The 14,425-nt window shown below is 63.2% G+C and carries 12 protein-coding genes; all 12 read left to right on the plus strand.

The genetic code is table 11. From position 1 onward, the window contains the following. Positions 1 to 110: 110 nt before the first annotated feature. The 12 genes from ACZ1JY_RS08055 (at position 111) to ACZ1JY_RS08110 (ending at position 14,422) form a co-directional block, all read left to right on the plus strand. Positions 111 to 821, plus strand: a complete 711-nt coding sequence (locus ACZ1JY_RS08055) for an SDR family NAD(P)-dependent oxidoreductase (RefSeq protein WP_465130887.1) — start codon at positions 111 to 113, stop codon at positions 819 to 821. 229 nt (positions 822 to 1,050) lie between these two features. After that, complete coding sequence (locus ACZ1JY_RS08060) at positions 1,051 to 2,667, plus strand: glycosyltransferase family 39 protein (protein ID WP_465128947.1); 1,617 nt, start codon at positions 1,051 to 1,053, stop codon at positions 2,665 to 2,667. Between the two features lie 130 nt (positions 2,668 to 2,797). Next, a complete protein-coding gene (rfbF, locus tag ACZ1JY_RS08065; protein WP_205525276.1) occupies positions 2,798 to 3,568 on the plus strand; it encodes a glucose-1-phosphate cytidylyltransferase in 771 nt (256 codons plus the stop codon). A gap of 2 nt (positions 3,569 to 3,570) precedes the next feature. Beyond that, positions 3,571 to 4,686: a CDP-glucose 4,6-dehydratase gene (rfbG, locus tag ACZ1JY_RS08070; RefSeq protein WP_465128948.1), complete on the plus strand. Its 1,116-nt coding sequence runs from the start codon at positions 3,571 to 3,573 to the stop codon at positions 4,684 to 4,686. Continuing rightward, positions 4,683 to 6,050, plus strand: coding sequence for a lipopolysaccharide biosynthesis protein RfbH (rfbH, locus tag ACZ1JY_RS08075; RefSeq protein ID WP_465128949.1), 1,368 nt, complete (start codon positions 4,683 to 4,685; stop codon positions 6,048 to 6,050). The genes rfbG and rfbH overlap by 4 nt, the downstream gene beginning before the upstream one ends. A gap of 29 nt (positions 6,051 to 6,079) precedes the next feature. Further along, the gene (locus ACZ1JY_RS08080) at positions 6,080 to 6,886 is read left to right on the plus strand and encodes an aldolase/citrate lyase family protein (RefSeq protein WP_118073158.1); all 807 of its coding nucleotides are present in this window, start codon (positions 6,080 to 6,082) and stop codon (positions 6,884 to 6,886) included. Positions 6,887 to 6,890: 4 nt separating this feature from the next. Continuing rightward, a complete protein-coding gene (locus ACZ1JY_RS08085) occupies positions 6,891 to 8,768 on the plus strand; it encodes a thiamine pyrophosphate-binding protein (RefSeq protein WP_465128950.1) in 1,878 nt (625 codons plus the stop codon). Positions 8,769 to 8,771: 3 nt separating this feature from the next. After that, positions 8,772 to 9,434 (plus strand): HAD family hydrolase, encoded by a 663-nt coding sequence (locus tag ACZ1JY_RS08090; RefSeq protein WP_118073156.1) that lies wholly within the window; start codon positions 8,772 to 8,774, stop codon positions 9,432 to 9,434. Beyond that, positions 9,427 to 10,404, plus strand: a complete 978-nt coding sequence (locus ACZ1JY_RS08095) for an NAD-dependent epimerase/dehydratase family protein (RefSeq protein ID WP_465128951.1) — start codon at positions 9,427 to 9,429, stop codon at positions 10,402 to 10,404. The genes ACZ1JY_RS08090 and ACZ1JY_RS08095 overlap by 8 nt, the downstream gene beginning before the upstream one ends. 18 nt (positions 10,405 to 10,422) lie before the next feature. Continuing rightward, on the plus strand, positions 10,423 to 12,345 hold the full coding sequence (locus tag ACZ1JY_RS08100) for an SLBB domain-containing protein (protein ID WP_465128952.1): 1,923 nt from the start codon (positions 10,423 to 10,425) through the stop codon (positions 12,343 to 12,345). Next, complete coding sequence (locus ACZ1JY_RS08105; RefSeq protein WP_465128953.1) at positions 12,345 to 13,439, plus strand: GumC domain-containing protein; 1,095 nt, start codon at positions 12,345 to 12,347, stop codon at positions 13,437 to 13,439. Before ACZ1JY_RS08100 ends, ACZ1JY_RS08105 begins: the two co-directional genes overlap by 1 nt. Further along, positions 13,436 to 14,422 (plus strand): glycosyltransferase family 2 protein, encoded by a 987-nt coding sequence (locus ACZ1JY_RS08110; RefSeq protein ID WP_465128954.1) that lies wholly within the window; start codon positions 13,436 to 13,438, stop codon positions 14,420 to 14,422. Before ACZ1JY_RS08105 ends, ACZ1JY_RS08110 begins: the two co-directional genes overlap by 4 nt. Positions 14,423 to 14,425 lie beyond the last annotated feature (3 nt).

Consider the following 14,425-nt stretch of genomic DNA (forward strand, 5'->3'; position numbering starts at 1 on the left):
GTATGTCGCGCGGCCGGGCGCAAGCTGTCTTATACTCGCAACACAGCGCCATGCCTTGGGCCATATCGACGGAGCGTTGCCACAGCTCCATCAACGGCATGATGACCATGATGAAACGATGTGCCGTATTCGGTGCGAGTGGCGGCATCGGCGCCGCCCTGACCGCTCTTCTTGCCGCGCGTGAAGACGTGGCCGAAGTCCATGCCCTGTCGCGCAGCGGCGGCGGCGGCGATGGCAAAATCGTGCCCCACCGCTTCGACCTGCTCGATGAAGGCTCCATCGCCCAGGCCTGCGCAGCGATCGGCGCCCCGCTCGACCTTGTGATCGTGGCGACCGGCCGTCTGGTTCGCGCAACTGGCGAAGGCCCCGAAAAGTCATGGCGCGCGCTGGATGCCGGTGCGATGGCGGAGCTCTACGCGATCAATACCATCGGCCCTGCCCTGATCGCCCGCCACACCCTGCCTCTGCTGCCGAGGGACCGGCCTGCCGTTTTCGCCGCGATCTCAGCCCGCGTCGGTTCGATCAGCGACAACCGCCTTGGCGGCTGGCATTCGTACCGTGCCTCGAAAGCGGCGCTGAACATGCTGGTCAGGAACCTGGCGATCGAACTCGCCCGCACGCACCCTCACGCCGTGGCCGTCACGCTGCATCCCGGCACGGTCGACACACCCTTGTCACGCCCGTTCCAGCGCGGTGTTCCTGCAGAAAAGCTGTTCACGCCAGAGCGGTCGGCGCAGCATCTGCTCGACGTGATCGACGGGCTGACGACAGCGCAATCCGGCAGGTTGAAGGCCTGGGACGGTGCGGAGATCCCATTCTGACGGTCGCGCCGCACATCGACTTATCGAAAGTGAATCCAAAATGGAGTGACAGCCGGGGAGGTGAACCCGGTGGAGATTGATAAAGTGTCTTGACGCAACAGCCATGGCATGGCCCACGCGCGAAACAAACGGCGAAATCGAAAATCCGGACAATCGGACGGGAAGCTGCAATGCCCTCTACTGCACTGCACGACCCTTTGCGGCATTCGCTACGCCACCGAGGAAGTTGATGAGAAAATTCAGCACGAATTTTGCAACGCTGTCCGTGCTGATTCTAGCCGCAGCCTTGCGCCTGCAGCACATCGATTTCGGCCTGCCTGCGCTCAATGATCCTGACGAACTGATGTTCGAGATGGGTGCCATCCGCATGCTGCGCACCGGTACGCTTAATCCCGGTTGGTTCGGCCACCCCGCTACAACGACCATGTACATTCTCGCGCTGGTAGACCTGATCGTGTTCGGCGCGGGCTACGTCACCGGCCACTTCGCATCGCCCACGGCCTTTGCCAACGCGGTCTTTGCCGACCCGACATTGATCATCCTTCCGGGACGCATCGCCATGGCCGGGTTCGGAGTGCTCAGCGTCTGGCTGACCATGCGCCTCGCTTCCGAGCTTCTCGATGGCAAGGCAGCGCTGGGTGCGGGCCTCATCCTTGCGGTCAGTCCTCTGGCGGTGACCTGGGCGCAAGTCATCAGGTCCGACATCATGGCGACAAGCTTTCTGCTTGCCTGCCTGATCGCCACTGCGCTCTTTGCCCGCGAGGCCTCGAAAAGCCGCTTCGTGTGGGCCACGGTCTGGCTGGCGCTGGCCATCGCCACCAAATGGCCGTTTGCGCTGGGCGCCCTGGCGATGGTCGCGGTGCTGCTCGATCGCTGGAGGAAAGATGAGGCTACCTTGCGCGAGAGCCTCGCCAGTCTAGCGGTGTTCGGCGCGCTGACCATCGCACTGCTGCTGCTGATTTCCCCCTACCTTGTACTGGATCACGAAACGCTTTGGCGCAACCTGCAGGGCGAGGCGCAGGCGCATCACCTTGGCGCAACCGGTGGCCCTCCCTGGCAGAACCTGGCGTGGTATGGGCAGGGTCCGGTCCTGACAGGTCTTGGCCTGGCGGGATCACTGCTCGCAATCTGGGGCCTGTGGCTGATCGCGCGCCTCGGGCTGGCGGCAAGAGTGCTGCTGCCGGTGCTGCTGGGCTTCATCGTGGTATTGGCAGCGCAACGTCTGGTGTGGGACCGCTGGGCCTTGCCGTTGCTGCCGCTCATGGCGATTGCCATCGGTGCAGCCACAAGCTGGATCACAAACCGGGCAGCAGCGCGTGGATCCTGGGTCCAAAGGCTCGCTCCTGCCGCCGTTCTCGCAGGGGTTGCCCTTCCCTTGGCCGCAGCCTCGCTCGATCGAACTGCGGCGCGGGCGCAGGACACCCGCCAGGCTGCCTCTGCCTGGGCGCTGGCCAACATTCCGCCCGGCTCCACGGTGCTTATCGAACAGTTTGCCTTTGACCTGCAGGGTGCACCCTGGCGCATCCTGTTTCCGATGGGCGATGCGGGTTGCGTCGATGCCAAGGCGATGCTGGCAGGAAAGATCGATTACGCCACAATCGAGGCCGCGCGGGGATCACGCGCCATCGTCGATTTCGGAACGCTTGCCCCTCAACGCGCCGGTTCCTGCGCGGCTGATTATGCGATAATCGCCCAATATGACAGATATTTAACTGATAATAAGCGTTTTCCGAATGAGCTGCGGATGTATAGAACGCTTTTGAGAGCTGGAAGGGAACGCATTGTTTTTCGACCCGGATCGCACCCTGCCCTGGCAGGACCTGTGGTCAGAGTGATAATGTTTTGATTACATGTGACCCTGCGCACATCGCACCACAACGGATCGAAAATATTGCACTTGCAAACGTGACGAGTAATAATAGGGCGTAGGCGGGGTTACGGCCCAGCCACATTGCAATTATTTTTTGAGGTTTACTTTGACCAAAGCGGTCATTCTGGCAGGCGGTCTGGGGACTCGCCTTGGCGAAGAAACGTCTGTTCGCCCAAAACCAATGGTCGAAGTCGGCGGATTTCCGATAATCTGGCACATCATGAAAATATACGCTGCCCATGGCGTGACTGATTTCGTGATCTGCCTTGGTTACAAGGGATACGTCATCAAGGAGTTCTTCGCGAATTACTTCCTGCATTCGGCCGATGTAACCATTGATCTTTCGCGCAATGCCATCGAAGTCCACCAGGCCAAGTGCGAGCCATGGAAGGTGACGCTGGTCGAAACCGGTGCCGAAGCGCAGACCGGCGGCCGCCTGCGCGCGGTCCGCTCCCACCTCGATGATGAGCCGTTCTGCTTCACTTATGGCGATGGCGTTGCCGATATCGACGTGACCGCCGAACTCGCCTTCCACCGCGCCCACGGCCGCAAGGCGACCATCGCGGCTGTCGCCCCTCCCGGGCGGTTCGGCGCGCTGGAGTTCGATGGTGACAAGGTGGTCGACTTCAAGGAAAAGCCCGCTGGCGACGGCGGGCTGATCAACGGCGGCTTCTTTGTCCTCGATCCATCGGTCATCGATCTGATCCCCGGTGCCGACACAATCTGGGAAAGTGGCCCGCTGGAAACACTCGCTCGGCAGGGCGAACTCGTCGCCTTCAGGCACAGCGGGTTCTGGCAACCCATGGATACCCTGCGCGACAAGCAATTGCTTGACCGCCTCTGGGCCGAAGGTTCCGCGCCCTGGAAGTGCTGGTAAGCATGGCGCACCAACACGATCCCGCTTTCTGGGCAGGACGCCGGGTCCTGCTGACCGGTCACACCGGTTTCAAGGGCAGCTGGCTATGTTTGTGGCTCACGCAAATGGGCGCAAAGGTCACCGGCCTGTCACTTCCGGCCGAAGAGACGAGCCTGTTCCGCCAGGCACGGATCGATGCGCTGGTCGACCATATCGAAGGCGACATTCGCGATCTGCCCACGTGCGTGGCTGCGGTCGAACGGAGCGATCCCGAAGTCGTATTCCACATGGCCGCGCAACCTCTGGTCCGCCTGTCGTATGATATGCCGGTCGAGACGTTTGCAACCAACGTCCAGGGTACGGTGCACGTGCTCGAAGCGTGCAGACGGGCAAAGGCCCTGCGGGCGATCGTCTGCATCACTTCGGACAAGGCCTACGAGAACCGCGAATGGCTCTGGCCCTATCGCGAAAACGATCCGATGGGGGGGCACGATCCCTATTCCGCCAGCAAAGGCGCGGCAGAGATCGTGATCTCCGCCTATCGCCGCAGCTTCTTCTCGGCCGAAGGGGCAGCTGGTCTTGCCTCGGTCCGCGCCGGCAACGTCATCGGCGGGGGCGACTGGGCACAGGATCGCCTGATCCCGGACATCGTCCGCGCGTTGATCGCCGGTGCGCGCCCGTTGATTCGCAACCCTCATGCCATCCGCCCGTGGCAACACGTACTGGAAGCTCTCGGCGGTTACCTGATGATTGCCGAAGCGCTAGCTTCTGGGAAGTCCTGGGCGGCCGAGGGCTGGAACTTCGGCCCGGCGGATGACGACACTCGGCCGGTTGACTGGATTGCCGACAGGATGACCGCAGCGTGGGGCGCGTCCGGCTGGGACCGTCCGGAAACTGCGGCCAACCTGCACGAAGCGCACAATCTCAGGCTCGATTGCGCAAAGGCGCGCAGCGTCCTCGGCTGGCGGCCGACCTGGCGGCTCGACGAAGCGCTGCAGCGCATCGTCTCCTGGCACCAGACCGTGGATCGCGGCGACTGCGCCAGAGCCACTTCGCTTGGCCAGCTCACCGAATACCGCGAAAAATTCCAGCAATTCCAATCAGGCCCAACAATTCCAATCAGGCAGTGCATGACATGACAACCGACACCCTTCCCCGCGCTGCCGACGTTCAGGCCGTGGCCGCCCATGCCGACGAAGCCGAGCTGCGCCAGCTGATCTTGAGCCTTTCTGGCGAATATGCCCGCCGTTTCCACGGCCCTCGCCCCTTCGTGCCGGGACAGAGCCCAGTGCCGGTGTCCGGCAAGGTCGTGGGCGAAAGCGAGATGCGCAACCTGGTCGACGCCAGCCTCGACATGTGGCTGACGACAGGGCGCTACAATGCGCTTTTCGAGGAACAGCTGGCCAAACGCATGGGCGTAGCCCACGCGCTCACCACCAATTCTGGCTCGTCGGCAAACCTTCTCGCGCTGGCCGCGCTCACGTCGCACTACCATCGCAGCGAAGCGCTGAAGGCTGGTGACGAAGTCATCACCGTCGCCACCGGCTTTCCCACGACGGTCAATCCCTCGCTGCAATACGGTCTCGTGCCCGTGTTCGTCGACGTCGACATCCCGACCTACAACATCAAGCCGGAAATGATCGAAGCTGCGGTCTCGGAAAAGACCCGCGCGATCATGATCGCCCACACGCTGGGCAACCCGTTCGACCTTGCCGAGGTGATGCGCGTTGCCGAGAAGTACAACCTCTGGGTGGTCGAGGACACCTGCGACGCGCTTGGCGCCACTTATGACGACAAGCCGGTCGGAACCTTCGGCCATCTCGGTACGCTGTCGTTCTACCCTGCCCACCACATCACCATGGGCGAAGGCGGCGCTGTGTTCACCGACAAGCCGCGCCTCAAGCGCGTGGTCGAATCCATCCGCGACTGGGGCCGGGATTGCTGGTGTGCGCCCGGTCAGGACAACACCTGTGGCAAGCGCTTTGCCCGTCGCCTCGGCACCCTGCCGCACGGCTATGACCACAAGTACACGTACGGCCATGTCGGCTATAACCTGAAGATTACCGACATGCAGGCTGCCGTGGGCCTCGCCCAGCTTGCCCAGGTCGATGATTTCATTGCCGCGCGCAGTCGCAACTTTGCCAAACTGATCGAACTGATGCGCCCGCTCGAGGATGTCTTCATCCTTCCGGAGGCCACCCCGCGCAGCATGCCAAGCTGGTTCGGCTTCCCGCTGACGATCCGCCCCGAAAGCGGCCTGAACCGCGAAGAGCTCGTCCAGTACCTCAATGACAAGCAGGTCGGCACGCGCCTGCTGTTTGGCGGCAACCTGCTGCATCAGCCCTACATGAAGGGGCGCAATGTTCGTGTCGTTGGCGACCTTGCCAACGCCGATCTCGTGACGACCAACACCTTCTGGATTGGTCTCTATCCGGGTCTTACCGAAGACCATCTTTCCTACAGCGTGGAAATGCTCGCCAATTTCGTCAACGGCAAGCGCTGATCTGTTGGTTAAAAGGACAGGATGACAAGATGAATACTTACGAAAAGCAAATGCTTGCCATTCTCGAAAAGGGTCGGAAAGATCTCGGTTTCGTTGCGGTCAAGGCGGAATTCGAAGCCGAAGGCACACGCTCCGATGAATTCCTTCGCCTGCTCGAACTGGCGCGCCGCGCCGGACTCAAGGTGGCACTGAAGATCGGCGGGTGCGAGGCCATCCGCGATCTTATCGAAGCCCGCCAGTACGGCGTCGACATGATCATCGCCCCGATGGTCGAAACGCCCTATGCGCTCAGCAAGTTCATCGCTGCCAAGAACAAGGTGTTTCCGGCAAAGGAGCAGGAGGACATGTCCTTCCTGTTCAACGTCGAAACTGCGGCAACGTTCGAGCATCTCGAGGAACTTGGCGGCGTGGCGCAGGCAGGCAAGGTCGGCTTCGTCTTCGGCCGCGTGGATTTTGCAGGCTCGCTCGGTCAGGATCGCGGCTTCGTGAATTCACCGGACATGGCGGCCTACGTCAACCGCGTGGCGCAGGAAGCGCGCATTCGCGGCATCGAACTGGTCGTGGGCGGCGGTGTCAGCCCGGATTCGATCCCGCTTCTTTCGGGCGCGCGTCGCCACCGGCTTGACCGCTTCGAGACCCGCAAGGTCGTGTTCGATTCCATCGTGGCCGATGATGGCCGTGCCCAGGCCGGCATGGAACTTGCGATCGAGTTCGAACTGCTCTGGCTGAAGAACAAGCGCGATTTCTACCGCGGCATCGCCGAGGAGGACGCCGCCCGCATCGAGATGATGGAAGCCCGCCAGAAGGTGTCGGCCCGCACGGCGGAAGCAGCCTGACCCCATGGCGCAGACTATTCGTGTTGCAGACCTGATCGCGCGTCTGCTCGTCCAGCATGGCATCAGCGATTGCTTTATGCTGACGGGCGGAGGTGCCATGCACCTGAACGATGCGTTCGGCCGGGAAGCGGGCCTGCGCAAGATCTTCTCCCACCACGAACAGGCCTGCGCCATTGCCGCGGAAAGCTACGGGCGTCTCACCGGACGCCCCGCCCTGGTCAACGTGACGACCGGTCCGGGCGGCGTGAACGCCCTTAACGGCGTATATGGCGCCTATGTCGATTCCGTCCCGATGATCGTCGTTTCGGGGCAGGTGAAGCGCGAGACCATCGCGGGTAACTATCCGCAGATTCCCCTGCGCCAGCTTGGCGATCAGGAAGTCGACATCATCGCGATGGCGCGCCCGATTACCAAGTATGCCGTCTTGCTGCAGGACCCGCAAGACACGCGCCGGGTGGTCGAACGCGCCATTCACCTCGCCCGAAGGGGCAGGCCCGGCCCGGTTTGGATCGACGTACCGATCGACGTTCAGGCAGCCCCGGTAGATCCCGAAGCCTTGGCAGGTTATGATCCTGCGTCCGACGAAGGTCTGGCCGACCTTCCGAGCAATACCGATGCAGAGGCCGGCGCTCTCGAAGGCACTGACCTTGAAGCAGAAGTCGGCGCTTTGCTGGCAGAGATCACGGCAGCCGAACGCCCGGTCGTGTTCGTGGGCGCCGGTGTCCGCCTGTCAGGCACGCATGCCGCGTTTCTCGAATTCGTCGAACGTCTCGGTGCCCCGGTCGTGACCGGCTGGAACGCGCACGACGCCTTGCCGGATGCGCACCCGCTTTATGTCGGGCGGCCCGGCAGCGTGGGCGATCGTGGCGGCAACTTCGCGGTCCAGGCGGCAGACTACGTCCTCGTACTCGGTAGCCGCCTCAATGTCCGCCAGATCAGCTATAACTGGGGCAGCTTTGCCCGCAATGCACGGGTGGCCATGGTCGACATCGACAGCGCCGAACTCGCCAAGCCGACGCTGCGCCTTCACCGACCGATTCATGCTGACCTGCGAGCCTTCTTCGCCGCGGCACGGTCCATGCCCATTCCAGCGGCTGGCGAAGCGCACAGGGCAGCCTATCTCGCCCGCAGTCGCGAACGCTCTGCGCGATACCCCGCCGTGCTGGATTCGATGCGCTCAAGCGAGGGACCAAGCAACCCTTACGTGTTTGCCGAAGCCCTGTTCGAGGAACTGGACGAGGGTGACATCATCGTCACCGGTGACGGTACGGCCTGCGTCACGATTTTCCAGGCGGCACGCATCAAGGCCGGCCAGCGGCTCTACACCAACTCCGGCTGCGCCAGCATGGGTTACGATCTTCCCGCAGCGATCGGTGCATACTTCGGGGCCGCAGCCATGGGTGGCGCACCCAAGCGGATCGTCTGCCTTGCCGGTGACGGTTCGATCATGATGAACCTGCAGGAATTGCAGACGATCGTCGGCGCCAAGCTGCCAATCAAGATTTTCGTCCTCAATAATGACGGCTACCATTCGATCCGCCAGTCCCAGGTTGCGCACTTCAGCGGCTTTTCGGTTGGTTGCGGGCCAGACAGCGGCCTGACATTTCCCGACTTCACAAGACTGGCCGATGGTTTCGGACTTCCCGCACGCAAGGCCTGCCGCGATGGTGAGCTGCATTCGGCCATTCGGGCGACGCTGGATGGTCCGGGGCCCCAGCTGTGCGAAGTGATGATAGACAAGGGTCAGCAGTTCGAACCCAAGCTGTCCAGCCGCCGCCTGGCCGATGGCTCGATGGTATCGCCGCCGCTGGAAGACCTTTCGCCTTTCCTCAGCGATGCCGAACTGGCAGAGGCCATGAGCCCCTGCGCCATCCTGAGATAGGCCATGGCGGGGGTGCAGAAATCGCTGATCTTCGACCTCGACGGCACGCTCGTCGATAGTTGCGCGATATGCGTCGAGATTCTCGACGACATGCTGCGCGACCGTGGCAGCGATCTCGTCATCGACCCGGAGTTTGCCCGGCCGTGGATGAGCGAAGGCGGTCCCCGCATGGTCGCCGCGCTGCTCGGGAGCGCCTGTGCCGATCCCGACGAGGAAATAGCCGAGTTCCGCGCGCGATATGCCACCAAGCGAACTGCGCGCAACTCGCTCTTCGCCGATGTCGAGAAAGGTCTGATCGACCTGCGCGAGGCGGGTTTCACGCTGGCAATCTGCTCGAACAAGCCACAGCCACTCGTCGACCAGGTCCTCGCCGACACCGATCTGGCGCACCTGTTCTCTTCGGTCGTGGGCGGACGCCCGGGGATTCCGTCCAAACCTGCACCCGATCTTCTCGAAGCGGTCCTTGAGGAACTGCAGGTTCGGCCGCGCGATTGCCTGTTCATTGGCGACAGCGAAATCGATCACGCCGTGGCCGACTGCCTCGGCATTCCGTTCATGTTCCTCACCCACGGCTACGCAAAAGCTGACTACATCCCCGACCCCGACCGCAGCTTTGACCGGTTCGGAGACCTTGCCTCCACCATTCTGGCAGGCGTCCATGCTTGATCCGATCGTGGCGGAAGCTCTGCGCCGGGACGGGCATCGGATCGTCATCACCGGTTCGGGTGGATGGATCGGCCTTGCGCTGCTCGATCTGCTGAACGCCGCGCTTGGTCCTGACGCTCTGCGCGCCCGGGTCCGCGCTTTCGGATCGAGCGCCAGAGAATTGACACTGGCTGACGGCAGCACTCTGCCGCAAGCCGCGCTTTCTTCCATTGCCGACCTCCCCCATGCCCCGACCTGGGTATTTCACACCGCCTTCCTGACCAAGGACCGCGCGTCGGGGATGGACGAGCGTGATTACGCCGCGGCCAATCGCGCCATCACCGGACAAGTGCTTGACGCACTGGACGCGATCGGCACCACCGGTCTGTTCGTTGCCTCGTCAGGCGCCGCCGCAAAAGCGGAAGACGGCAGCGCCCAAGGTGCGCTCGAACTCTACGGGCAGCTCAAGCTCGAAGAGGAAGAGCGCTTCGGCAAATGGGCACAGGATCGTCAGGCCACAGCCGCCATCGTGCGCATCTATGCCGTGCTCGGCCCCCGCATCAACAAGCCCGAAGCCTATGCCATCGCCAGCTTTATCCTTGACGCGCTGGCAGGCAGGCCGATCGCAGTGCGCAGTCCCCGCCAAGTCGTCCGCGCCTACGCCAGCTTGCGCGAACTGCTGAGCCTGGTCCTCGCCACAATGCTGCGCGGGCAGGGCGTATCGCGGTTCGACAGCGGTGGAGAGCCGATGGAGCTGGGGGACGTCGCCCGGCTCGTCGCCAGCCTGATGCCGGAAGGCAGCGTCGAGCGTGCGGCGATCACCGCGCCCGATGCCGACATCTATCACGGGGACGGCGCACGCTACGATGCCCTTCTCCGGACGCACGGGATAGCCCGCGTGCCGCTGCTTCAGGGCATCAGAGAAACGATGGACTGGCTCGGACAGTCGCACCCCAAGGCCCTTGTTCCCGGCGTGCCGGCCCCAGCCTGATCGAGAAAAGAAGACGTCATGCCTATCAACCCCTCCCCCGCTCGCACCGCGCCTTTCGCGCGGGCCATAGTTCCCGCCCTCGCCGGGGGCTTGCTGGCCTTTGCCATGCCCGCACTTGCGCAGCAGGACTCGCAACAGAACTCGCAGCAGAATGGGCAGCGTGACAGCAGCGACAGCGAAAGCACAAATACCTCGACCCAGTTCACGCCGCTCGACATCACGCCATCGGCAAGAAGCAGCACCGAGCGCGACGTTACCGCCGAAGGCTCGTCCGGTTCCGGCACCGACAAGGCCGCCCGCGTAACATCGGGCGGCGATATCGAACGCCCCGAACCGAAGCTTAGCGAATTCGAACAGTTCCTCGCCAGCATGGCTGGCCGCAAGGTGCCGCGCTTCGGCGCCGATCTGCTGGTGCCAAGTGCCACCGATTACTCCGTGCCCTCGGCCCTCGTCATTCCGCCCGATTATCCCATCGGCGTGGGCGATGTCATTGCAATCAACCTGACCGGATCGGTCGTCGGCAGCGCCGAATTCCCGGTCGACGCCAACGGGCGCATCTTTCTCCCGAACATTGGCGAGGTCAGCCTCATCGGGGTGCGCTATCGCGATCTCAAGCGGCACGTCTCGCAGGCGATCGGCGCGCAATATCGCGGCTACGACGTGTCTGTCAGCATCAAGAAGCTCCACGGCATCCGGGTGTTCGTGACAGGCTTCGCGCAGAAACCGGGCGTCTATACCGTGAATTCCCTGTCTACGCTGCTCGGTGCTCTGGTCGCTGCGGGCGGCCCCAATGCGGGCGGCAGCCTGCGCAGCGTCAAGCTCTACCGCAACGGGCAGGAAGTGCAGGATTTCGATCTCTACGATATCCTGCGCAAGGGCGATCGTTCACGCGATCCGATCCTGCGCAACGAGGACGTGCTGTTCGTGCCCGCAGTCGGCAAGCAGGTCGCGGTGATCGGCAGCGCCAACGAGGAGGCGATCTACGAACTGCGCGGACAGGAGACGCTGGAGGATCTTCTGGCCTACGCCGGCGGCCCGAACCAGCTGGCCGATCCCGATCGTGTCATCCTCTACCGCCTTGCAGACCGCGACAGCGTCGGCAGCCGCGAGCTGCCTCGCGCCCAGCTCGCCCTCTCCCCGGCCGAGGGCGGCGACGTTCTCCAGATCCTCGCCAAGGGCAGCCTCGCCCGCCCCATAGAAAAGCAGTCCGTCCTCGTGCGGCTCGAGGGCGAGGTTCAGCGGCCCGGAAACTACTTCGTCGCCCCCGGCACATCGGTCAGCGAAGTCGTCCGCCTTGCCGGCGGCTTCACCAGCCGGGCATTCGTCTATGGAACGGTGTTCAGCCGCGCCACGGTCCGCGAGCAACAGCGCGAAAGCTTCAGGGCTGCGGTCGAACAGCTTGAACAGATGGTCAATGCCGCCGCCCTCACCGGCTATGCCTCGCAAAGCCAGCCTGACCGTGAAGCGCAACTGGCATCGGCCAGGGCCCTGCTGCAAAGAATGCGCACCGCAGAACCCGATGGGCGCTTGGTGATGAACATCACGCCGACCGCGACGAGCCTGCCCGAAACGGTCGTCCTCGAAAACAACGACCGCATCATCGTTCCGCCGCGCGTCGATACGGTGGGCGTATTCGGCGCGGTATACCGGCCGGCCTCGTTCCTGCTCGATCCGGCACGCAGCGGCAAGGTGAAGGACTATCTGGAATCGGCCGGCGGCGTCCAGCGCTCGGCCGACAAGGGCGCGATCTTCGTTGTCCACGCCAATGGCGCAGTGGAGACCAAACGCAAGGGCGCGCTCGACAGCACGGCGTTGCCGGGTGACGTGCTGTTCGTGCCGGTGCGCACGCAATCGTCCACGCTGCTGGCCAAGATCAAGGACATTACCCAAATCATCTTCCAAGCCGGCATCAGTGCCGCAGCCCTTGCGGCGATCAAGTGATGACACCGCGCAAGAGCCTTGTCGGCAGCCTCGTGCACGGGCGTATCATCGGCAACGACCGCGTCCGTCGCACCGGTCTTGCTGTCGCGCTGGTGATCTGTGCCGTGTTCACGGTTTACCCGCAGAACTACCGCGCCGCGGTAAGCCTGACGCCAAGCGATCCCTCCACGCTCGGCCTTTCGGGCACGCTCAGCCAGCTTGGTGCCGGCGCCAACATCTTCGGCAACCAGACGGCGATCGAAGTCAGCCTGAAGGTCGCGCGCAGCGTCTATGTCCGCCAGCTCGTCGCCCGGCGCGTCAAGCTGGGTGAGCGGCTTGGCCTGAACGAGACGCAAGGCCTGCGCTGGCTAGAAAAGAACGTCGACGTACGCATCATGCGCGGCGGGATCATCGAGATCGAAATGGTCCGCCGCGACGGTGATTTCGCGCGCGATGTGGTCGCAACTTATGCCGATGCGGTGCGCGAGCAGCTTGGCGTGATCTCGCGCGAGCAAACCGCCTACAAGCGCCGCATTCTGGAACAATTGGTCGATCAGGCAGCGCAGCGGCTGGATCGGGCACAGGCCGAATTCGATACCTTCCGCCTCAACACGCGCTATGGCGATCCTCAGTCGGCGGTGCAGGAAGTGGCCAAGAAAGTCCCTGCGCTCGATGCGCAGATCGAGGCCAAGCAGTCCGAACTCAATGCGCTGCGCCGTTTCGCCACGGACCAGAACATTCTCGTTCAGCGCGCCCAGGTTGAACTGCAGGAACTGCTGCGGCGTCGCGCGCTTGCAGCCGAACCCCAGCCGCAACAGCGCGGCTCGGTCGGGCAGGTGGTCCAGGAATCGACCAAGGGCCTCAGGCTGCGGCGCGAGCTTGATGTCGCCCAGTCGCTCTACGACAACTACAAGCGCTTCCTGCAGGGCACGTCGGTCGAGGACCTGACTTCCACTGCCAACATCCGCATTCTCGAACCGGCCTATGTCGATCCGGACCGCCAGTACAACCTCCCTGCCCTGGCGATCGGGCTGCTCCTGTTGCTGCTCGGGCTGGCCGTGGAATTCTACAAGCTGCGTCCTCCCCCGGGAGAGCCGCGAAAGGTCGTGCAATGACCTGCGCCAGCACCGCCCAGACACGCGCTCTCGTTTCGGCAGATGCCACCGGGATCGAGGACATCTCGGTCGTGATCCCGTGCTACAACGAGGAACTCAACGCCGAAGCCATTGCCGCGGCGGTCATCGCCGAGCTTGAGAAGACCGGAGCCAGCTTCGAAATCCTGTTCATCGACAATTGCTCCACCGACCGCACGGTGCCGATCATCCGGGAAATGTGCGCGCGCGATCCGCGCATCCGCCTGATCGTCAACACCCGCAATTTCGGGCAGATGCGCTCGCCCACGCATGGGATCTTCGCCGCGCGCGGGCGGGCTGTCATCGGCATGTGCGCCGATTTCCAGGATTCGCCTGCCCTGCTTCCTCAGTTCGTGGAACGCTGGCGAGCAGGCGTGGACATCGTACTGGGCGTCCGCGAAGCCGAGGATTCCGGAACCGTGCTACGCGCGGTGCGTGGCCTGTCCTACTGGCTCGCCAAGAACTTCGGCGATTTCCAGACCATTCCCAATGCCACCGGCTTTGGTCTCTACAGCCGCCGCGTCGTCGATGCGATCAAGGCGCTGAATGAGCCTGAACCGTTCTATCGCGGGCTGCTGGTAGAAACGGGCTTCCCGCTTGAAACGATCGGCTATGTCCGCCCGCCCCGGGCGCGTGGCGCATCGAAGAACAACTTCTTCACTCTGCTCGACTTCGCGGTAACGGGGTTGACCGGATCGTCCAAGCGTCTCCTGCGCGTGCCGCTTTACTTCGGAGTGGTCGGCATCGTGATCGCCTTGGCCATGCTGGTCGGCGCAGGCATCGCCTTCTTTACCGGTCGCCCCATCGCCGGGTGGCTGATCGGCAGCGTGATGCAGGCGCAGGTTTCGCTGATCTTCGGCTTCCTTGGGCTTATGGGAGACCATGTTCGTCAGATTTCGGAGCGGACCCGGGCAGCCCCGCTCGTCCACGAACGGGAACGCTACAATTTCCCGCAAGATTACTGACAT

Source organism: Novosphingobium sp. BL-A-41-Hi4B-X5A (assembly GCF_055521705.1).